Origin of the sequence: Pelistega sp. MC2 (assembly GCF_900099475.1) — a bacterium.
In the GTDB taxonomy this organism is placed as follows: Bacteria; Pseudomonadota; Gammaproteobacteria; order Burkholderiales; family Burkholderiaceae_B; genus Taylorella; species Taylorella indica.
Map to the genome: position 1 here is coordinate 58,712 of NZ_LT628274.1, position 20,396 is coordinate 79,107.

Sequence of the window (20,396 nt, forward strand, 5' to 3'; positions counted from 1 at the left end):
CTTAATGATAGTTAGCTCTACTCAAAACGTTCCGGAGGTTTCTGCAAAACCACGACATGTTGCCATCATTATGGATGGCAACGGTCGTTGGGCGACCTCACGCAAACTTCCTCGTACGGCAGGTCATATACGAGGTGTACAAGCTGTGCGTAGAGCAGTGGAATTATGTGCGAGAGAAAATATTCCATATTTAACTTTGTTTGCATTTAGTTCAGAAAATTGGCGTCGCCCAGAAGAGGAGGTTAGCCTTCTCATGAAGCTATTTGTAAAGGCTTTGCAAAAAGAAGTAGTGAAGCTCAATAAGCATAATATCCGTTTAAAAGTGGTTGGAGATCTTGAACCATTCGGGGATAATTTAGGCAAGCTTATTCAAGAAGCTGAGCATTTGACACATCAAAATACAGGGCTTACCTTGACTATTTGTGCCAACTATGGTGGTAGATGGGATATTTTGCAAGCGATGCAACAAGTGATCAAAACGAGACTTGCTAAGCAAGTTGCACTCGATGATGTTATTTCTGAAAATGAAATAACCCCTTTCTTATCAATGTCTTATGCTCCTGAGCCTGATTTATTTATTCGAACAGGGGGAGAGATTCGAATCTCAAACTTTTTGATTTGGCAATTAGCTTATACCGAACTGTATTTTACGGATACCTACTGGCCAGATTTTTCAACGGCTGATTTTGAAGCGGCTATCACTTGGTATGCTCAACGCGAACGACGTTTTGGACGTACCTCGGCTCAACTAGACTCATAATTATGTTAATTCCTAGAATTATTACCGCAATTGTGCTGATTGCACTTTTAGCAACAGTTATGTCGCTAAGCAACCCATTGTATTTTGCTTTATTTATCTCTATTGCTTCTGCGATAACATTGTATGAGTGGTTACGAATTTCTTTAAACAATCAATCTAAAAAAACAATAGCAGGCGCTATATCGTTTATAGTGTTTGTCTTGTTTATTCTCATGTATTTTGTATTATTGCAAAATGGTGATGAAAATCTTTTGAGTTCTCTCACTGATATCAAATCTTTTCAAGCAAATCCATGGCCTACAGTCACTTTTTCTGTGTTGATGATGTTGCCTTTTTTTGTGAGTTTTGCATGGCTATTCATCATTCCTATGGTGTTATATCAAGCTAAAACACAAGTGGTGAATAATAGTATATTTCATAGTGTTTTTGCTGTATTTGCCGTAATTACTACGTGGGCGAGTATCTTATTAAGTTATTTGTTTTTTGGGGCGTGGTTTTTATTCAGTTTTCTAATTATTATTTGGTGCACCGATATTTTTGCCTATTTTGGGGGAAGATTTTTTGGCGGCTCTAAATTAGCCCCAGCTATTAGTCCAGGAAAAACACGTTCTGGAGCCATTTGTGGTGTGTCAAGTGCGGCTATTTGGATGCTCGTCAGTGCCTATATCGACAATACTTTTTCTTCGCTTATTACTCAACATATAGGGCTGATTGGTGCTGTAGGTGTGGGGCTTGCTATGGCTGTGTTATCTATTTTTGGTGATTTATACGAGTCTTTATTAAAAAGACGTGCTAGTGTTAAAGATTCAAGTCATTTATTGCCTGGTCATGGTGGTTTTTGGGATAGATTGGATTCTGTTTTGGCGGTAAGTCCAATAGCAATGGCGTTTATTTTTATTTTTTATGTAATCTAAATTATGCAATCTATTGTTGTTTTTGGTGCTACAGGGTCTATAGGTGATAGTACCTTGGATATTATTGCCAGTCATCCAGAAAAATATAAGATTTATGCGTTAAGTGCCTTTTCGCAATTAGAAAAACTTAGTTTATTAACGCAAAAATTTTGCCCTAAAGTGCTTATATTGCCTGATGAAAATGCATTAAGAACATTTAAACAAATTCATGCAGGTAAGTCTTGTCAGCCAGAGATTAGATTAGGACAAGAGGGATTGTGTACAACAGCACAGGACAATGAAGTTGATACGGTTGTATGCGCTATTGTAGGAGCGGCTGGTTTAAAAAGTGCTTATGCGGCAGCGTGTGCTGGTAAACGTATTTTATTAGCTAACAAAGAGGTTTTAGTCAGTGCTGGGGCATTATTTATGGATGCAGTTGTACAGCATAACGCCACCTTATTGCCATTAGATAGTGAACACAATGCTATTTTTCAATGTTTACCAGCAGAAAACCCTAAAAAATACTTACAAAAAGTGATTGTTACGGCATCTGGTGGTCCTTTTAGAGAGAAAACGCTTGCAGAGTTAGAAAGTGTTACCCCTGAACAGGCGTGTAAGCATCCTAATTGGTCAATGGGAAGAAAAATATCTGTGGATTCTGCTACGATGGTGAACAAAGGTCTGGAAGTTATTGAAGCGAAATGGCTTTTTGATTTATCGGTGGAGCAAATTGATGTAGTCATTCATCCACAAAGTATTGTGCATTCAATGGTGCAGTTTATTGATGGTTCTTTATTGGCACAATTGGGACACCATGATATGCGTATTCCAATTTCATACGCATTGGCCTATCCAGAGAGAATTTCACATAATGCAGCTAGTTTTGATTTGCTAGGGTTATCTAGACTGGATTTTATGCCACCTGATTTTAATCGTTATCCTTGTTTACGATTGGCTTTTGACGCCCTGAAAGAGGGTGGAGGGGCATGTACTGTTCTTAATGCAGCAAATGAAATAGCTGTGGAAAATTTTTTGCAAAAATCGATTAGATTTACGGATATTGCAAAAACAATTGAAACCATGCTTGAGCAAATTACCATCCCTTCTTTAAATCATATTGATGAGGTGATTGCTTTTGATAAGGTAGTGCGAGAAAAAACTCGACATCATTTACAATCTAGCATGAGGGGATAGTATTGTTTAGTTTATTAATGTTTATCATTACGATTAGTGTGGTAGTGGTATTTCATGAATTCGGACATTATTTTGCGGCCCGTTTCTATCATGTTTATGTAGAAAGATTTTCGTTGGGTTTTGGCAAAGTTTTATTTAAGAAAAAAGATAAAAAGGGAACGGAATGGGTGATTTCTATGTTGCCTTTAGGTGGTTATGTAAAACCATTAGCTGAGCCTCGTATCCCTAATAATCCTATTGGTGAGTCTATTGCTGAAAAATCTGCGTTTCAAAAAATAGTCATTTATGCAGCGGGGCCTTTTTTTAGTTTTTTACTAGGCATCATTCTTTATACAGGTGTTTTTATGGTTGGTGAAAACCAACCTGAAGCTATTTTAGCGAATCCTCAACAATCCACAATTGCCTATCAAGGTGGAATTAGAGAGGGAGATAAAATTGTGGCTGTTAATGGTCAAGCTATTAAGAGTTGGGTTGAGGCTGTGGACGAGTTGATTGGTCCTTTTACGCTAGGCCAAGTAGTAGAATTAACTATCAACACTAAACAAGATACGATCAAAACAATTACGTTACATCCCACTGCTTTTAAAGGAAATCTGGAAGAAGTCAATTGGCTGAAAGAGCAGGGGTTAATGTTGTTATCTCCTCCACCTACCATTCAACGGATTATTCCTGACGGTCCTGCAGAAAAAGCGGGTTTAAAGCAAGGTGATAAAATTATTGGTATTGATGGACAATATCAGTTAGGAATTAATGAGGTTATTGGAAAAATTCAGCAATCTCCTAATCAAACTTTAAATTTACTCGTTAATAGAAATGGCACGGAAATTTCTATGGCGATCACTCCAGTGGCTGTTGAGAGTGATAATCCACAAGTCAATGATGGTGGGGTTAAAGGTAGAATTAATGCTGAATTTAGAGCAGATTTTCCATTAGTTAAAGTAGCTTATTCGCCAATAGAAGCGTTTACTAAGGCAATGAATAAAACATGGGATACGGCTTGGTTCTCATTAAAGATGATGTTCAAAATGTTGACAGGGCAAGCGTCTCTTAAAAATATTAGCGGTCCCTTAACCATTGCGGATTATTCAGGTAAAGTAGCTGAAAATGGTTTATTGAATTTTATACAGTTTATTGCGCTGATTAGCATTAGTATTGGGGTGTTAAACTTACTACCAATACCTGCGTTAGATGGAGGACAGATGCTAATCAATTTTGTAGAATTAGTACGTGGAAAGCCATTATCAGACGCCGTTTTAGAGGGTTTAATGAGAATTGGATATGGCTTTTTACTCATGCTAATGATTTTTGCTTTTACAAATGATATTTTAAGGATTTTTACTTAGAGGCTTTTGCATAGAGGTTTATTAGGTATTAGTACTGAATTTACTGACAAACATCGCTGTTATGACTTAAAATATCTTGCTTAAACTATGGATACTCATCTTCAAGGAAAGTACGAATGACTATTCGCCACTTAAAACAATTAAATAAAACAGTATTAGCCTCATTGATATCGGCTATAGCACTTCCGATGACGGCGTCAGCCTTTTCACCTTTTGTCGTTCAAGATATTCGTGTGACTGGTCTGAAAAGTACTGAACCGGGTATGGTGTTTAGTTATATTCCTGCCAAAGTAGGGCAAACGTTTACCCAAGAAATGGCAACAGATTCTTTACGTCGATTATATGCCACTGGTTTATTTAATGATGTAAAAATATCAACTCAAGGTAGGGTGATTAATATTGCCGTTGATGAGCGTCCTACTATTTCATCGGTTATTTTTGAAGGTATGAATGCTTTTAAAAGTGATGATATCGTTAAGTCTTTAAGCGCTGTTGGATTTGGTGAAGGGCGTGCCTTTGATCCAGCACTATTAGACAAAGCCAAAACAGAATTACGCAATCAATACGTTTTAAAAGGTAATTATAGTGTTGATATTCAACCAACAATTACGCCATTACCAAATAATCGTGTTGGAGTGAGTTTCCTTGTTAATGAAGGTAAAGTTGCCAAAATTCGAGAGATTAACTTTGTTGGGAATAAGGCGATTTCATCTTCTGATCTAGAAGACGAAATGAATTTAACAACTCCTGGATTTATGACGTGGTTTACAGGAACAGATAAATTTTCACGCGAAACATTAAATGCTGATGTGGAAAGAATTCGTGATTATTACATGGATCATGGCTACCTTGATGTTAAGGTAGATACCCCTCAGGTGAGTATTTCTCCAAATCTCGAAGATATTGGTATCAATATGACGGTGAGTGAAGGAAAGCCATATACGATTCGTAAGGTTAATGTAGCAGGCGATTTGTTAGGGATGAATGAAGAGCTGAAAGGTTTGATTGAAAATAAACCAGGGGAGCTATTTAATATTACCAAGGCACGTCAAACAGCCAATGCGATAAGTATGCGTTTGGCCGAGCTTGGTTATGCGTTAGCACAAGTGAATCCTGTTCCTCAACCAGTCGCAGGTACTCAAGAAGTGGATTTGGTTTTCTTTGTTGAGCCGGGTAAACGCATATATGTTCGTCGTATTGATATAGGTGGTAACGTTCGCACGAGAGATCAGGTGATTCGTCGTGAGATGCGCCAAGCTGAGGCGGCTTGGTATGACGGTACGCGTGTTGCTACATCTCGAGATAGGATAGATCGTCTAGGTTATTTTAATGATGTCAATATTTCTCAAGTCCCTGTTGAGGGGTCTGATGATCAGGTAGATATTCAAGTGGATGTCAAAGAAAAACCAACAGGCATGATTAACTTAGGTGTTGGATATGGTTCATCGGACAAATTATCTTTCCAAGCAGGGATTAGTCAAGATAATATTTTCGGATCAGGTACAGATTTAGGATTAACGTTCAATACGTCTAAATATAATCGTAATATTGTATTAACACATACAGATCCATATTGGACAACCAGTGGAATTAGCCGTACCACAACAGCCTATTATCGTTTAGATAAACCCTATAATTCATCTCTGGACCAAGATGAGGATACTTATAAAATTCGTTCTATTGGTTTTGGAATGAATTTTGGTGTCCCAATTTCTGAAAATGATCGTATTTTTATGGGAGCCACATTTGAACAAAACAAAATTACGCTTCCGCCAGCTGGATATGTATTCCCTCAAGCCTATCGTGACTTTGTGGATCAATATGGTGCAAAAACTAACTCTGTGATTTTTAACGTTGGTTGGACGAAAGACACGAGAGATAGTGCGATTGCTCCGACAAAAGGTTATCTAACGTCTTTAAATGCTGTTGGTAGTGTAGGTGATTTGAAGTACTATATCTTAAGTGCGCAACAGCAGTATTATCTACCATTAAGCAAAGACTATACGCTAGCCTTTAATGTGGCAGCCGATTGGGGAAGAACATATGGTACAAAGAATAATTTCCCTGTGATTAAAAATTTATATGCAGGTGGTATTGGTTCTGTTCGTGGTTATGAGGGATCATCATTGGGTCCAAGAGATACCCTTTCTGGTGACTATTTAGGGGGTAATACACGTATCTTAGCGAATGCACAGTTATTTTTACCATTCCCGGGCACACAAAATGATCGCTCTTTGAGATGGTTCTTGTTTGCAGATGCGGGTAAAGTAGGGGTGACTGGAGGACAAAAGTGTACTGCGGGCTCTTCTACCTATGGCTCAGTGGTTACAGACCCTTGCGGATGGCGTTATTCTGCAGGTATTGGTCTATCATGGAACTCACCATTAGGTCCATTACAATTGTCATATGCTCGTCCATTAAATGCCAAACAAGGTGATGATAAACAACAATTCCAATTCCAAATTGGTACATCATTCTAATTAACGATTTTTTTATTGAGATAAATTATTTTAAAGGTTTTGAAAATGAGTCAATTTACAAAAGCTCTTTTAGTAACAGTTTTAGGCTTATCAAGTGTTACTAGTGTGTTTGCACAAATCAAACCAGCTGAAGAGAAAAAAGCTGCTCCTGCAGCAACGGAAGCTACAACAGCTATCAAAATTGGTTTTGTTAATACTGAAAAATTATTACGTGAGTCTAGCCCAGCAAAAGCAGCTGAAGCGAAAATTGAAGAAGAGTTCAAAAAACGTGATGCTGATTTACAAAAATTGGCAGGTGATTTACGTGCAAAATATGAGAAATTTGACAAAAATGCACCAGTAATGTCAGATAGTGATCGTGCAAAAGCACAGCGAGAACTTACTGATTTAGATACGGACTTACAACGTAAACGTCGGGAGTTTCAGGAAGACTTTAACCGTCGACGTAACGATGCGTTTGCAACTATCGTTGAAAAAGCTAACTTAGCTATTAAAGATATTGCTGAAAAAGAAGATTATGATTTAATTTTACAAGATGCGGTAACTGTTAGCCCACGAGTTGATATTACTGACCGTGTTATTAAAGCATTAGATGCGAAAAAATAATCTATGACAATAATCCTTGCAACAAATCAAGCTGTATGCTTAGATAATTTACTTTCCCAAGTAGATACTTCTGGCATTGATTATACTATTAAAACTAATGCTAAAGGTATGCCTACTATAAGGGGCATTGGTTCATTAGTAGATGCAACAGAGCAGGAAATTGGTTTTTTGGCCAATGCAAAATTTTTTGATTTGTTGCAAGTGACTAAAGCTGGTGCAGTCATTCTTCCTAAAAAAGCGATTGATGCTTTGCCTGCTGATGTGCCATTTACTATTGTTGAATGTGAACAGCCTTATTTACTTTATGCTCGCATTACTCAATGGTTTGAGAAAGCAAAATTTTCTCACCATACAGCACAAATACATGAAAAAGCATCAATTGATAGTACGGCTAAAATAGGTAAAAACGTTACAATCAGAGCGTTAGCTGTTATTGAAGCCAATGCTGTGATTGAGGATGATGTCGTCATTGAGGCTGGTGCTGTAGTCGGTGAAGGATGTAAGGTCGGTCAAGGAACTAAGCTTTATCCTAACGTGACTTTATACCATGGCGTAGAAATTGGTCGTCATTGTATTATTCATAGTGGCGCTGTAATCGGTGCAGATGGCTTTGGTTTTGCTCCTGACTCAACCAAGGAGCAAGGAGCATGGTCTAAGATTTCTCAGTTGGGCACTGTTATCATTGAAGACGATGTAGAGATCGGTGCTAATACAACGATTGATCGTGGGGCATTAGCCAATACAGTTATTCATAGAGGGGTTAAACTAGATAACCAAATTATGATTGGTCATAACTGTGAGGTTGGTGAACATACAGCCATGGCGGCTTGTGTGGGGATTGCTGGTTCTACAAAAATAGGTAAACGTTGTACTTTAGCTGGTGCAGCGATGATGGCTGGCCATATAGAATTAGGTGATGATGTCCATATTTCTGGTGCTACGGGAGTCATGTCAAGTATTACAAAACCGGGAAGATATACAGGTGCGTGGCCAATTCAAGAACATAGAGATTGGCAAAGAAATGCTGCTGCGCTAACGGGATTGTATGAATTACGCCGTCGTTTACAAAAAGTAGAACAATTCATCGATAATATGGATAGTAAAGAATAAATTTGTATCGAATAGTGGAAGAATTATGGAAATAGACATTCGTGGTATTATGGAACACATCCCTCATCGTTATCCAATGCTATTGGTGGATAGGGTTATTGAGATGGTACCGGGGGAAAGTATTGTTGCGATTAAAAATGTGACAATTAATGAGCCTTTTTTTGTAGGACATTTCCCCCATTTACCAGTTATGCCTGGTGTATTAATTATTGAAGCTCTAGCACAAGCTGCCGCCATTTTTTCGTTTTCAAAACCTGACGGTGAAACGACACTCGATAGCAAAACAACAGCTTATTATTTAGTTGGTGTGGATGAAGCCAGATTCCGTAAACCGGTTGTACCTGGTGATCAATTAAGATTAGAAGTGAAAGCCATTCGAATCAGTAAAGTAATGTGTAAATATGATGCGAAAGCTCTCGTAGATGGGCAGGTGGTTGCAGAAGCCAAAATTATGTGTGCTATCCGTGATATAGGTGAATAATATGGCCAAGATACATCCAACAGCAATTGTACATGAAGGTGCTGATCTTCATGAAAGCGTAGAAGTCAAAGCATATGCGGTGATTCATGAGAACGTAAAGATTGGTGAGGGAACAATCGTTGGTGAGCACTGTGTAATTGATGGGCATACAACGATTGGAAAAAACAACGTTTTCTATCGATTCTGCTCTATTGGTGGTATTCCTCAAGATAAAAAATATAATAATGAAATCACTTACTTAGAAATAGGTGACAATAATACCATCCGTGAATATGTGACTATTAATACTGGTACGTCTCAAGATGTTGGTGTGACAAGATTAGGTAATGATAACTGGATTATGGCTTATGTCCATATCGCACATGATTGCCAAATCGGTAGCCATACCATTATTGCTAATACGGTTCAATTAGCAGGACATATCCATGTGGGTGATTGGGCGATTATTGGTGGTATGTCTGCAGCACATCAATTTATCCATATTGGCGCTCATTCAATGACAGGAGGCATGTCTTCCATTCGTCAGGATATTCCTCCCTATGTGTTAGGAGCAGGGCAACCTTATAAACCTGCAGGGATTAATTCCGAAGGGTTAAAGCGTCGTGGTTTTACGGCTGAACAGATTCAAGTTCTTAGAGAAGCTTACAAGGTAATTTATTTGCGTCAATTACCACTGCCTGATGCCATCACAGAATTAAAACGATTACAAGGGCAACACCCAGACTGCGCAGATCACTTGCAAGTATTTTTAGACTTTTTCTCGACATCAGGTCGTGGTATTGGTCGTAATAATCATTAATTGTCTATGAGTAAGAAAATAGCGATAGTGGCCGGTGAACCCTCAGGGGATTTACTGGCCTCACGTATTATTAAGGGTATGCAAGATCACCAAGCTAACTTGTCTTTTAATGGTATTGGTGGTCCAAATATGGCAGCAACGGGGATGCATATTGACTATCCTATGGATTTGCTGACAGTATTTGGTTATGTAGATGCGTTGAAGTCTTTACCTAAGCTGATTGCTACCTATAAAGGGCTGGAAAAACGTCTTTTAATGAACAAACCCGATGTTTATGTTGGTGTAGATGCGCCTGACTTTAATTTGCGTTTAGAGCATAAACTTAAAGCTAATGGTATTCCAACGGTTCATTTTGTAGGCCCCTCAATCTGGGCTTGGCGATATGAGCGGATTCACCAAATACGCGAAGCTGTATCGCATATGTTGGTGCTTTTTCCTTTTGAAACAGCTATTTATAAAAAAGAAGGAATACCTGTTACTTTTGTGGGTCATCCTTTAGCATCACAAATTCCTCTTGATACAGATATTCAACAAGCAAAACAGGCTTTAGGATTGCCTATAGATGCTAAAGTGTTGGCGATACTTCCTGGCAGCCGTAGTTCAGAAATAAAACTCCTCGCAGAGCCTTTTTTAAAAACAGCTCAATTGCTTGCACAGCGGGATCCAAATTTACATTTTATTGTGCCTTTGGTGAATGAAAAACGCAAGACTCAGTTCAATACCATTGCTAAAGATATACCCGTACCCAATCTACATATTTACGATAAAAAAGTCTCTGATTGGCCTATTTCATGGAATGTTATGCAAGCTTGTGATGCAGCATTGGTGGCTAGTGGTACAGCGACATTAGAAACAGCTTTATTCAAAAAACCTATGGTTATCTCCTATAAACTCTCGCCCTTAGTGAGAAAAATAATGGAGTGGAAATCAGGTCAAGAAAAGCCTTATGTCCCCTGGGTGGGTTTACCAAATGTATTATTAAATGAGTTTGCTGTGCCGGAGCTATTACAAGAAGAGGCCAATCCAAACCAATTAAGCCAAGCGTGTATTAAGGCACTTGAAGATGTGGAATATATTTCAGATTTAAAACAAAAATTTCACCAACTTCATTTAACCTTAAAACAAGACACAGCACAAAAAGCAGCAGAGGTGATTTTATCTTTGGCGAATCGTTAGGATGGCATAGCGAGTGGAAAATTTATCACTATTTGACGTAGAAAACTATCAGCTGATTGCTGGTGTTGACGAAGCAGGAAGAGGGCCTCTAGCTGGTGATGTCTTTGCGGCAGCTGTTATTTTAGATGGCAATTATTCCATAGAAGGTTTAACAGATTCAAAAAAATTATCCGAAGCTAAACGTGATAAATTAGCGATAGAAATTAAACAAAAAGCATTAGCTTGGTGTATTGCCAGTGCGAGTGTGACAGAAATTGATACGCTTAATATATTACAAGCAACGATGTTAGCGATGATAAGAGCCGTTAAAGGATTGTCTATCAAACCAGAACTGGTACTTATTGATGGAAATAGGGTGCCAAAGGAATTAAGAATACCTGCTAGAGCTATTGTAAAGGGAGATTTAAAAGAGCAATGCATTTCTGCCGCGTCTATTCTCGCTAAAACAGCACGTGATGCCTCTTTGGTTGAGTTGCATCAACAATTTCCACAATATGCATTCAATCAACATAAAGGCTATGGCACAGCACAGCATCTTTCTTTATTAAAGCAATATGGTCCCTGTATAGCTCACCGTAGGAGCTTTTCTCCAGTCAAAGAAATGCTTGTATTTAAACACCTTGCTGATTAATGGCTTCTATTTCTTCAAGAGTATTAAGCCATTCTTCTTCAAGCTCTGTTGCTTGACGGCTAAGATTACCGTGTTCTTCGAGTAATTTTATCCGCTCATCTCGTCTAGCATCGGAGTAAAAGCTTTCATCCGCAATAAAAGCATCAATTTCGCTAATACGTTGCTGAATACGCTGTACTTTATTTTCTAAGTCAATCGCCTTTTTTTCTAATGGTTTACGTAAAGCAGATTTACGTTGACGCTCTTCAGCCTCTAAACGTTTTTGTTCCTTTCTGTCTATGACAATATCAGAGGAATTGACTTGACGGTCTTCTTTGCGTTGTTGCTGTTGGCGATTATTTAGCCATGCTTGATAATCTTCTAAATCCCCGTCAAATTCAATAACAGAGCCATCGGCAACAATCCAAAAACTATCCACAGTTGTTCGCAATAGATGACGATCATGCGAAACTAACAGTACACTTCCTTCAAATTCAGCTAATGCCGTTGCTAATGCTTCACGAGTATCGGTATCAAGGTGATTACTAGGCTCATCCAGTAATAATAAATTTGGCTTTTGCCATACAATCAATGATAAAGCGAGACGGGCTTTTTCACCACCTGAAAAAGGCAGAATAACTGAATTAACAGTGTCACCACTAAAACCAAACGTACCTAAATAATTTCTTAGCTCTTGCTCACGGATAGCAGGATCAGCAATACGCTGTAAATGCATCAAAGGAGTAGCTTGCATATCCAACATATCCAGTTGATGTTGTGCAAAATAGCCTATAGATAAGCCTTTAGATGCCGTGAATGTTCCTGATAAAGGAGGTATTTCATGGGCAATTGTTTTGATAAGTGTGGATTTACCAGCACCGTTAACACCCAGTACGCCAATACGAGCACCACCACGAAGCATTAAGCTGATATGGCTAAGAATAGGTTTATCACCTTGATCAGTGTGGTATCCCACACAGAGTTTATCCATCACCAATAAAGGATCAGGCATATGATCAGGCGATGGAATTTTTATGTCAATGGAAGATTCTACTTTAATAGGGGATAGTGCTTGCATTCGTGCTAGTGCTTTAACACGACTTTGAGCCTGTTTTGCCTTGGTAGCTTTGGCTTTAAAACGATCAATAAAGCTTTGCAAACGTTGCGTCTCTCTTGCCTGTCTATCAATAGCGACTTGTTGTTGACGTAGGCGTTCGGCTTTTTGTGTTAGAAAACTGTCGTAGTCACCTTTGTAGCGTACCAATTGCTGACCGTCAAAATTTAAAATAGTTTTTGCAACCGCATTAAGAAACTCTGTATCATGAGAGATTAAGAGAACAGTACCCGGATAGCTGTGTAGCCATTTTTCTAGCCACAGCATAGCATCTAAGTCTAAATGGTTAGTTGGCTCATCCAGTAATAATAAATCTGAAGGCATCATTAAAGCACGAGCTAATGCCAGTCTTACCTGCCATCCACCAGAAAAATTCTCAATAGCTTCTTCCCATTGCTCAGGGGTAAAGCCTAGACCTGCTAATAACTGTTCAGCTCGTGATTTTGCTGTCCAATGCCCGGCTTCAGTCAGCTCATGTTCTAGTTCGGCAATTCGTTGTCCATCATTGTCAGCTGTATGTAGACGTTGCTCTTGAAGTGCTCTAAGGTGTGTATCACCGTCTATCACAAAGTCTCTAGCAGACTGTTTGCCGATGAGTGTATTTTGTTTTACATGAGCAATTCGCCAAGAAGCAGGGATTTCTAAATCGCCTGCATCCTGATCAATTTCACCGAGTATTAGTGCAAATAAACTGGATTTTCCAGCTCCGTTTTTACCAACAATACCAACACGCTCTCCGGGATGAACAACAAAATCAGTATTATCTAATAGGACTTTTGTTCCTCGGCGAAGGCTAAGATGTGAAGCACGAATCATTTAACGTAAACTAAAATAGCTAAAATAAATCAATTAATCCAACATGAGCAAATCTTCTTTGGTGAGTAAAAGAATGCTTTCTGTAGTCGTTTCTGTTTCTAGTAGTGTTGGGTTGATAGAAGGAAAAGCAGTCAAGAAGTTTTCATATTCATGACCAATTTCCAAGACAATAAAGCCCTCATCACGAAGATAACGGGGGGCATCATGTAGGATTTTACGGATTAGATCCATGCCATCCTCACCACCTGTAAGTGCCATCTTAGGCTCATTTTGATACTCTTCAGGAAGAGCTTGCATAGAGGTTTCATTGACATAAGGTGGGTTGCAAATAATGATGTCATATTGTTTTTCAGGTAAGTCAGTGAATAAATCACTTTGGTATAGACTTACTTGATGAGCAAACTGATAAAGCTCAACATTCTGCTTAGCGACTTTAAGGGCTTTTTCAGAGACATCGACAGCATCAACATGCGCATGAGGGAAGTTAATTGCCGCTAAAATAGCCAAATTAGCAGACCCAGTACACATATCGAGAATGTTTAATCTTGCGTCTGGATTAATGACCCATGGGCTTAATTGTTGTCCAAGTAATTCTGAGATAGGGGAGCGAGGAACGATAACATGCTTATCGACAATAAAGCGATAACCTTGTAGCCAAGCCTCACCTGTTAAGTAAGCTAGGGGAACTCTTTTTTTAACGCGTTCATGGATGAGATCTAAGCAACGTTTTCTCTCTTTTTTCAAGATATGTGCATCAATATAAACATCTAACTCATCTAAGGGCAAATTTAGAGCAAAAAGCGTTAAATAAACAGCCTCATCCCATGCATTATCAGAACCATGCCCAAAGAACAGTTTATGTTCATTAAATTGGGAAACTGCATAGCGAATTACATCACGAATTGTCGTTAATTCTTCAAAGTTTTCAGTAGAACTCATGGTTCAATCCTTTTTCATAAAAAAGACTAGCAGATTAGAGTAGAAGATTGCTCAAGGTTTTTTTATAAATTTCTTTTAATGGCTCTAAGTCATCAACAGCAATATGCTCATTTAGCTGGTGAATAGAGGCATTAATCGGTCCAAACTCAATCACTTGTGGGCAAATTTTAGCAATAAAACGCCCATCTGATGTGCCACCCACCGTATTTAACTCCGCGGTAATACCTGTTGTATCTAGGATTGCTTGTTGAATCGCTTTAGTTAAGTTACCTGTTTCAGTTAAGAATGGCTCCCCACCCAAAACCCAATCTAAGTCATAGTCTAGATGATACTTATCTAAAATAGAGTGTACCGTTTTTTTCAAACTTTCAGGTGTGCTAGCGGTAGAAAAACGGAAATTAAAAATAACTGTTGCAGTGCCAGGAACAACATTTGTTGCACCAGTACCAGAGTGATAATTGGAGATTTGGAAGGTGGTCGGTGGAAAATAATCATTCCCGTTATCCCACACCTGAGCGCTTAAATCAGCGATGGCCTGTGCACTTAAGTGAATTGGATTACGGACTTTTTCTGGATAAGCGACATGACCTTGTTTACCTTTAATGGTTAAGGTACCTGTTAGCGAACCTCTGCGACCGTTTTTAATCGTATCACCAAATGCTTTACTTGACGTTGGCTCTCCAACAATACAATAGTCAATAGTTTCTTGTCGTTGCTTTAATACTTCACATACCTTAACGGTGCCATTGATAGAAGGACCTTCTTCATCAGACGTGATGAGTAGAGCAAGCGAGCCTTTGTGATCAGGGTGTTTTTCCACAAATTCACGACAAGCTAAGGTAAAGGCAGCCACTGAGCTTTTCATATCAGCTGCCCCACGGCCATAAAGCAAACCATCTTTTACAGTTGCCTCAAACGGCGGTGATGACCAACGATCAACTGGACCAGTAGGCACAACATCAGTATGACCGGCAAAAACCACAACAGGATGTTGTGTTCCTTTACGAATCCATAAGTTTTGTACGTCTTCAAACGGTAGATATTCAGCCTGAAAACCTACCTCTTCAAGAATTTCGGTGATTCGCTCTTGGCAGCCCTTATCTTCTGGCGTAATGGAATCACGATTAATTAAATCAATTGCTAATTCTAAAACAGTTGGTTTAGTCATCGTCATTGTATTAGGCTCTTAATAAATCATTAATACTTGTTTTTGAACGAGTCTGTGCATCAACACGTTTTACAATAACAGCGCAAGCAAGGCTATGAGTACCATCAGCACTAGGTAAAGAGCCGGGGACTACGACCGAGCCAGACGGTACACGACCATAGGTAATTTCACCTGTCTCACGATTATAGATTTTAGTGCTTTGAGAGAGAAATACGCCCATAGCAAGAACAGAGTTCTCTTCTACAATCACACCCTCTACAATTTCTGAGCGAGCACCGATAAAGCAGTTATCTTCAATAATCGTAGGGTTAGCTTGTAATGGCTCTAATACGCCACCAATACCGACACCCCCTGATAGGTGAACGTTTTTACCAATTTGAGCGCATGAGCCAACCGTTGCCCATGTATCAACCATTGTGCCTTCATCAACATAAGCACCAATATTGACGTAAGAGGGCATAAGTACTACATTTTTACCGATAAAAGCACCACGGCGAGCAACAGCAGGAGGAACAACACGGAAGCCTGCTTTTTTGAAGTCTTCACTAGTATAGTCTTGGCATTTTAGAGGTACTTTATCGTAGAACTGAAGAGGAGCACCATTAATGATGGCATTGTCATTTAATCTAAACGATAATAAAACAGCTTTTTTTAGCCATTGATTTACTTGCCATTGACCATTAATTTTTTCGGCTACGCGGAAAGTACCGGCATCTAGACCAGCAATGGCGGTATTTACGGCATCTTTAAGCTCTGCAGAGGCTGTGTCAATAGAGATGTTTGCACGGTCTTCCCATGCTTGTTCTAATAGAGATTGAAGTTGTTGGGTCATAATAAATTGCTCTCTTGGACAGTTTTAGCTAGGACAAACTAGCCTTAAATGGACGAAATAGCTTTTTTATCGCAAATGTGTGACGATAAAGGTAGGGATGATTTTAGCATGAGAGACCATATGAACGGCTGATTCATGCAAGCGTTAAGATTAATTGCTTATTTAATGCAGCCAGTGATTTAGCAATGGTATCAATTTTGGTGGGATGGTTTAGATTAGTGATACGCTGCATTTCTTGGGGTCTAACATCAATACGACGAGCCAACTCAGCATTGGAGACGTGTTGTTTGACCATTTCATTGAGTAATAAAACTTTTGCATAAAGACTAGAGGGTAACTCAATAAGCACATCACCTTCCTGTGCTTTGCTAGGACTAGGTACTTCTCGTTGATCTTCAAAGTAGAAATCTAGAGCAGTGATGAGCGCATCTTTTGCCATATGTAGTGCATCATTCCAATTGTCTCCGCAAGTAATCGCTTCAGGAATATCACGAAAAGTCACACTATAACCTGTGTTTTCTTTGGTAAATATAGCAGGATAGAGCATATTTTTCCTTTTTTATCTAAGACCGAGTTGTTTTTTGATTGCTTCAATGGTGCCATTAGCTATTTCCTTAGCAGGGTGTCGTGGCATGACGGATTGCTTATTTTTGAAATAAAGTTTGATGTGATTAGATCCATTAGATGTTGTGACACCTTGCTTAATGAGCTATCTTAAAAACTCGCTTTGTTTCATTGGTATGTCTATGATAGCAATCAAAAATGTTTATATTGTCAATCTTGATTTGAAGAGAATTGTTGATGAGAATGAGTGCTTATTGTGGCTAAAGAAAGAGGGATAAGACAAGGAAGGTGGATGAATTTGTCTATAGGAAAATTTAGAATGTGGGAATAAAAATAGGGGATAGTTTATATCGGAGACATAAATTGTAAGAGTTTGGATTTCATCTGACAGTTTCCTATTTGAGAAGCGGTATCTGTCAGATTTGATTTAGTTCAATTTTTGTTGTTTCAAATTTATTTGCCATTAAGCCATCAACAACACTTCCTCACAAATTCCGCTATTCTTTCCGCACCTTCCACGCATTGTTCCACAGGTGCAACAAGGGCAATGCGTACACGCTTAAATCCTGGGTTAATGCCATCGGCTGATCCTGGACGACTTAAAAAGCTACCCGGTAATAAGGCGACATTTGCTTGCTTAAATAAGGATTTGCTAAATTCGGTGTCATCAATTGGTGTGCCTGCCCATAGGTAGAAAGATGCATCAGGCATGTTGACATCCAGCACGGGGGCGAGAATAGGGAAGACTTTAGTAAACTTTTCTTGATATAAACGACGATTTTCTTCGACATGGCTTTCATCATTCCAGGCTACCACACTGGCTGCACTGATGACCCCACTCATGGCACTGCCGTGATAGGTTCGATATTTTAAAAATAATGCCATCCAGTCTTTATCACCTGCCACAAAGCCAGAGCGCATACCGGGGACATTAGATCGTTTAGATAGACTAGAAAAGCAAATCATATTTTTATAATCTGTACGACCACTGAGTTGTGCAGCTTGTAGAATACCAAGCGGTTTTTCATTGAAGTAAATTTCAGAGTAGCATTCATCTGACGCAATCACAAAGCCGTATTTGTCACTGAGTTCAAATAAATATTGCCATTCTTCCAACGGTGTCACATTGCCTGCTGGATTACCAGGGGAGCAGACAAATAATAATTTGGTTTTTTTCCACACGTCTTCCGGTACTGATGCCCAATTAGGTGCAAAATTTCGTGCTGGGTCTGAATTCACGAAATAAGGCTGTGCACCACCTAAATAGGCGGCGCCTTCATAGATTTGGTAAAAAGGATTGGGTGATACAACTAAATTACCGGTCGTATTTCCAATCACGACTTGTGTAAATGAAAAGAGTGCCTCTCTTGAGCCCAAACATGGCAATATTTCTGTCTCAGGATTTGGGGCAGGGATATTGTAACGTCTAGCAATCCATGCTGAAATCGCTTGTCTTAATGTCACATCACCTTTGGTGGCTGGGTAAGCGGATAAGGCAGTTAAATTATCGATAATGGCTTGTTTGATAAGTTGAGGTGTTTCATGTTTAGGTTCACCAATCGATAAATTAATAGGCTGCTGTTGATAATGAATAGGTTCAACACCAGCAAATAATGCTCGTAAGCGCTCAAAAGGATAGGGCTGTAATAGGTTAAGATTGGGATTCATAGCAAGAACTATTCTGCAATAACAAATTAATGAATAAAAATATCTTTCTAGACAAGAAATGACGATGCTTTATCGTTGTCGATACGCGTAACGTACCGATACGCGTAACGTACCATTCTAAACTATTCCATGCTTTATCGGCAAAAAAGGAATAAGAGTGGATAAAGTATGTGGTATTGATGGTTATGATGAGAAAAATTTATTAAATAAAGTTTGTTTTAAAGAAAAGATAACTTTTATCTTTATGGGTATTGTAGGAGAGGAGAGCTAAAAGTCAACATAGTTTAACTTTTACACGAAAAATGCGAAAAATGCACAAAAGTAAGCACAAAAACAAAAGGATTTGAGACTATGTCATCAAATCCTTTCAAGTATATGGTGCGAGCGAAGAGACTCGAACTCTTACACCTCTCGGCGCTGGAACCTAAATCCAGTGCGTCTACCAATTCCGCCACGCTCGCTGTAAGAATATAACTATACCTAGTTGTTTGTTGATTGGCAAGAAAAAAATACACGCTCCCCCAAAATTTGATGTTCAGAAAAAATATTTGTTGCAAAAAACAAACTATTTTATATCGTTTTCTTCGTCGCTCAGTAATTTTTCGACAAGTTGAGTTGAAGGGAGTTCCTCAGGCATTTCTTCCACCAGTGATACTGTGGTCTCAGTAGTTTCTTTTTTCTCACCGTCAAGTAAACCTATAGCATTAGGGAGTTCATCCCAAAATGCGATAAATAAAGCCGCTAATAAAGGACCAATCACAAAACCATTAATACCAAATGCAGTTAAACCGCCTAAGGTTGTGATAAGCACAAGGTAATCCGGTAATTTTGTATCTTTACCTACAAGTATGGGGCGTAAAATATTGTCGGCTAAACCAATCACAAAAAATCCATAGACGATTAATGCAGCACCTTCCCAATAGTCCCCTGAGACTAAGAAATAGATAGCCACAGGGAACCAAATAATAGCAGCACCGATGGCTGGTAATAATGATAGGAAAGCCATAATGACTCCCCAGAGTAAAGCCCCTTGGATGCCTAATAAGCTAAAAATAAACCCACCTAAAGCACCTTGTACAATAGCGACCAATAGGTTTCCTTTGACAGTGGCACGAACAACAGTAATAAATTTTTCAAATAGATGGACTTTATGATCGTAACTGAGAGGCACTAAGCGTTTGAAATTATTTTGAATGCTAGAACCATCGCGTAATAAGAAAAACAATAAGTAAACCATAATACCCATGGAAATAATGAACGAAAAGGTATTTTGGCTAAGCTGGACGAGCTCATTGGCTAACAGTCGACTAGCATTATTAAATACAACCATTAATTTGTCTCTGATACCAAAGACATCCGTAATCTGAAATTTTTCGAGAATTTCCTTAATAAAAGGAGGTAAGTTATTGAAAACATGATCAGCGTACATACCTAAATTAAGTTGTCCTGACTGAACTCGTTCATATAAGCCAACACCTTCACGAGCAAGTGATGCTGTAATCAGGCTCAGAGGAATAAAAGCAATTAAGATGGCTAAGAAAACAGTCAATAAAGCTGCTGTGTTACGACGCCCCGGCATTAATTTGAGAAGATAATTATAAATTGGGCGAAATAATACCGCAAAGATAATTCCCCAAAAAATAGCGGTAAAGTATGGAGATAGTAAATAACCAAAACCCACTGTAATCAGTAGTAAAAAGCCTATATAAAAGGCGTAATAAACACGATTCTTATTCTGCATGAGGAATCCTAAAATTTTTAAAAAATTTGACTTTTATAGCAAAGTTGTTTCATTATACAATGGACAGTTATATAAGCGATATTTTTAATTTATTTAAAT

General features: G+C 38.7%; 19 protein-coding genes and 1 tRNA gene. 11 read left to right on the forward strand and 9 right to left on the reverse strand.

Going from position 1 to position 20,396, the window contains the following annotated elements:
- Positions 1-4: 4 nt before the first annotated feature.
- From uppS to rnhB, 11 genes are all read left to right on the forward strand, one after another.
- Complete coding sequence (uppS, locus tag BQ4443_RS02060) at positions 5-760, forward strand: polyprenyl diphosphate synthase (protein WP_071057911.1); 756 nt, start codon at positions 5-7, stop codon at positions 758-760.
- 2 nt (positions 761-762) lie between these two features.
- Positions 763-1,674: a phosphatidate cytidylyltransferase gene (locus BQ4443_RS02065; protein WP_083331827.1), complete on the forward strand. Its 912-nt coding sequence runs from the start codon at positions 763-765 to the stop codon at positions 1,672-1,674.
- A 3-nt stretch (positions 1,675-1,677) separates the two neighbouring features.
- Positions 1,678-2,850 carry a 1-deoxy-D-xylulose-5-phosphate reductoisomerase gene (gene ispC / locus BQ4443_RS02070; protein WP_071057912.1) on the forward strand — a complete coding sequence of 391 codons (1,173 nt, stop codon included), beginning with the start codon at positions 1,678-1,680 and terminating at the stop codon, positions 2,848-2,850.
- A gap of 2 nt (positions 2,851-2,852) precedes the next feature.
- On the forward strand, positions 2,853-4,193 hold the full coding sequence (rseP, locus tag BQ4443_RS02075; RefSeq protein WP_256330847.1) for an RIP metalloprotease RseP: 1,341 nt from the start codon (positions 2,853-2,855) through the stop codon (positions 4,191-4,193).
- A 116-nt stretch (positions 4,194-4,309) separates the two neighbouring features.
- Positions 4,310-6,673 (forward strand): outer membrane protein assembly factor BamA, encoded by a 2,364-nt coding sequence (bamA, locus tag BQ4443_RS02080; RefSeq protein ID WP_071057913.1) that lies wholly within the window; start codon positions 4,310-4,312, stop codon positions 6,671-6,673.
- A 45-nt stretch (positions 6,674-6,718) separates the two neighbouring features.
- Entirely contained in the window at positions 6,719-7,279 is a 561-nt protein-coding gene (locus tag BQ4443_RS02085) for an OmpH/Skp family outer membrane protein (RefSeq protein ID WP_071057914.1), read from the forward strand.
- A gap of 3 nt (positions 7,280-7,282) precedes the next feature.
- On the forward strand, positions 7,283-8,389 hold the full coding sequence (lpxD, locus tag BQ4443_RS02090; protein ID WP_023950038.1) for a UDP-3-O-(3-hydroxymyristoyl)glucosamine N-acyltransferase: 1,107 nt from the start codon (positions 7,283-7,285) through the stop codon (positions 8,387-8,389).
- Between the two features lie 25 nt (positions 8,390-8,414).
- The gene (fabZ, locus tag BQ4443_RS02095; RefSeq protein ID WP_023950036.1) at positions 8,415-8,870 is read left to right on the forward strand and encodes a 3-hydroxyacyl-ACP dehydratase FabZ; all 456 of its coding nucleotides are present in this window, start codon (positions 8,415-8,417) and stop codon (positions 8,868-8,870) included.
- A 1-nt stretch (position 8,871) separates the two neighbouring features.
- Positions 8,872-9,669 carry an acyl-ACP--UDP-N-acetylglucosamine O-acyltransferase gene (lpxA, locus tag BQ4443_RS02100; protein WP_023950034.1) on the forward strand — a complete coding sequence of 266 codons (798 nt, stop codon included), beginning with the start codon at positions 8,872-8,874 and terminating at the stop codon, positions 9,667-9,669.
- Positions 9,670-9,675: 6 nt separating this feature from the next.
- Entirely contained in the window at positions 9,676-10,845 is a 1,170-nt protein-coding gene (gene lpxB, locus BQ4443_RS02105; RefSeq protein WP_023950032.1) for a lipid-A-disaccharide synthase, read from the forward strand.
- Positions 10,846-10,858: 13 nt separating this feature from the next.
- Positions 10,859-11,476 (forward strand): ribonuclease HII, encoded by a 618-nt coding sequence (rnhB, locus tag BQ4443_RS02110; protein ID WP_023950030.1) that lies wholly within the window; start codon positions 10,859-10,861, stop codon positions 11,474-11,476.
- On the opposite strand, the gene BQ4443_RS02115 is transcribed toward rnhB, so the two are convergent.
- The 9 genes from BQ4443_RS02115 to BQ4443_RS02150 all read right to left on the reverse strand — a co-directional run bounded on the left by BQ4443_RS02115 (position 11,457) and on the right by BQ4443_RS02150 (position 20,297).
- Entirely contained in the window at positions 11,457-13,385 is a 1,929-nt protein-coding gene (locus BQ4443_RS02115) for an ABC-F family ATP-binding cassette domain-containing protein (RefSeq protein ID WP_071057915.1), read from the reverse strand. The genes rnhB and BQ4443_RS02115 overlap by 20 nt on opposite strands.
- Positions 13,386-13,418: 33 nt before the next feature.
- On the reverse strand, positions 13,419-14,324 hold the full coding sequence (prmB, locus tag BQ4443_RS02120) for a 50S ribosomal protein L3 N(5)-glutamine methyltransferase (protein ID WP_071057916.1): 906 nt from the start codon (positions 14,322-14,324) through the stop codon (positions 13,419-13,421).
- A gap of 34 nt (positions 14,325-14,358) precedes the next feature.
- Positions 14,359-15,492 (reverse strand): succinyl-diaminopimelate desuccinylase, encoded by a 1,134-nt coding sequence (gene dapE / locus BQ4443_RS02125; protein ID WP_071058279.1) that lies wholly within the window; start codon positions 15,490-15,492, stop codon positions 14,359-14,361.
- Positions 15,493-15,502: 10 nt separating this feature from the next.
- The gene (gene dapD, locus BQ4443_RS02130) at positions 15,503-16,324 is read right to left on the reverse strand and encodes a 2,3,4,5-tetrahydropyridine-2,6-dicarboxylate N-succinyltransferase (RefSeq protein WP_023950026.1); all 822 of its coding nucleotides are present in this window, start codon (positions 16,322-16,324) and stop codon (positions 15,503-15,505) included.
- Between the two features lie 133 nt (positions 16,325-16,457).
- A complete protein-coding gene (locus BQ4443_RS02135) occupies positions 16,458-16,871 on the reverse strand; it encodes a type II toxin-antitoxin system HicB family antitoxin (RefSeq protein ID WP_023950025.1) in 414 nt (137 codons plus the stop codon).
- Positions 16,872-16,883: 12 nt separating this feature from the next.
- Entirely contained in the window at positions 16,884-17,030 is a 147-nt protein-coding gene (locus BQ4443_RS12100; protein ID WP_256330905.1) for a type II toxin-antitoxin system HicA family toxin, read from the reverse strand.
- Positions 17,031-17,359: 329 nt separating this feature from the next.
- Complete coding sequence (gene dapC, locus BQ4443_RS02140) at positions 17,360-18,556, reverse strand: succinyldiaminopimelate transaminase (RefSeq protein WP_023948671.1); 1,197 nt, start codon at positions 18,554-18,556, stop codon at positions 17,360-17,362.
- Between the two features lie 376 nt (positions 18,557-18,932).
- Positions 18,933-19,017 (reverse strand) — tRNA-Leu (locus tag BQ4443_RS02145).
- A 104-nt stretch (positions 19,018-19,121) separates the two neighbouring features.
- Positions 19,122-20,297 (reverse strand): AI-2E family transporter, encoded by a 1,176-nt coding sequence (locus tag BQ4443_RS02150; RefSeq protein WP_023948673.1) that lies wholly within the window; start codon positions 20,295-20,297, stop codon positions 19,122-19,124.
- Positions 20,298-20,396 lie beyond the last annotated feature (99 nt).

Excerpts from the sequence above, each read along its gene's own strand:
- uppS (WP_071057911.1), top strand. The coding sequence starts at position 5 with ATGATAGTTAGCTCTACTCAAAACGTTCCGGAGGTTTCTGCAAAACCA.
- BQ4443_RS02065 (WP_083331827.1), top strand. The coding sequence starts at position 763 with ATGTTAATTCCTAGAATTATTACCGCAATTGTGCTGATTGCACTTTTA.
- ispC (WP_071057912.1), top strand. The coding sequence starts at position 1,678 with ATGCAATCTATTGTTGTTTTTGGTGCTACAGGGTCTATAGGTGATAGT.
- bamA (WP_071057913.1), top strand. The coding sequence starts at position 4,310 with ATGACTATTCGCCACTTAAAACAATTAAATAAAACAGTATTAGCCTCA.
- BQ4443_RS02085 (WP_071057914.1), top strand. The coding sequence starts at position 6,719 with ATGAGTCAATTTACAAAAGCTCTTTTAGTAACAGTTTTAGGCTTATCA.
- lpxD (WP_023950038.1), top strand. The coding sequence starts at position 7,283 with ATGACAATAATCCTTGCAACAAATCAAGCTGTATGCTTAGATAATTTA.
- fabZ (WP_023950036.1), top strand. The coding sequence starts at position 8,415 with ATGGAAATAGACATTCGTGGTATTATGGAACACATCCCTCATCGTTAT.
- lpxA (WP_023950034.1), top strand. The coding sequence starts at position 8,872 with ATGGCCAAGATACATCCAACAGCAATTGTACATGAAGGTGCTGATCTT.
- lpxB (WP_023950032.1), top strand. The coding sequence starts at position 9,676 with ATGAGTAAGAAAATAGCGATAGTGGCCGGTGAACCCTCAGGGGATTTA.
- BQ4443_RS02115 (WP_071057915.1), bottom strand. The coding sequence starts at position 13,385 with ATGATTCGTGCTTCACATCTTAGCCTTCGCCGAGGAACAAAAGTCCTA.
- prmB (WP_071057916.1), bottom strand. The coding sequence starts at position 14,324 with ATGAGTTCTACTGAAAACTTTGAAGAATTAACGACAATTCGTGATGTA.
- dapE (WP_071058279.1), bottom strand. The coding sequence starts at position 15,492 with ATGACTAAACCAACTGTTTTAGAATTAGCAATTGATTTAATTAATCGT.
- dapD (WP_023950026.1), bottom strand. The coding sequence starts at position 16,324 with ATGACCCAACAACTTCAATCTCTATTAGAACAAGCATGGGAAGACCGT.
- BQ4443_RS02135 (WP_023950025.1), bottom strand. The coding sequence starts at position 16,871 with ATGCTCTATCCTGCTATATTTACCAAAGAAAACACAGGTTATAGTGTG.
- dapC (WP_023948671.1), bottom strand. The coding sequence starts at position 18,556 with ATGAATCCCAATCTTAACCTATTACAGCCCTATCCTTTTGAGCGCTTA.
- BQ4443_RS02150 (WP_023948673.1), bottom strand. The coding sequence starts at position 20,297 with ATGCAGAATAAGAATCGTGTTTATTACGCCTTTTATATAGGCTTTTTA.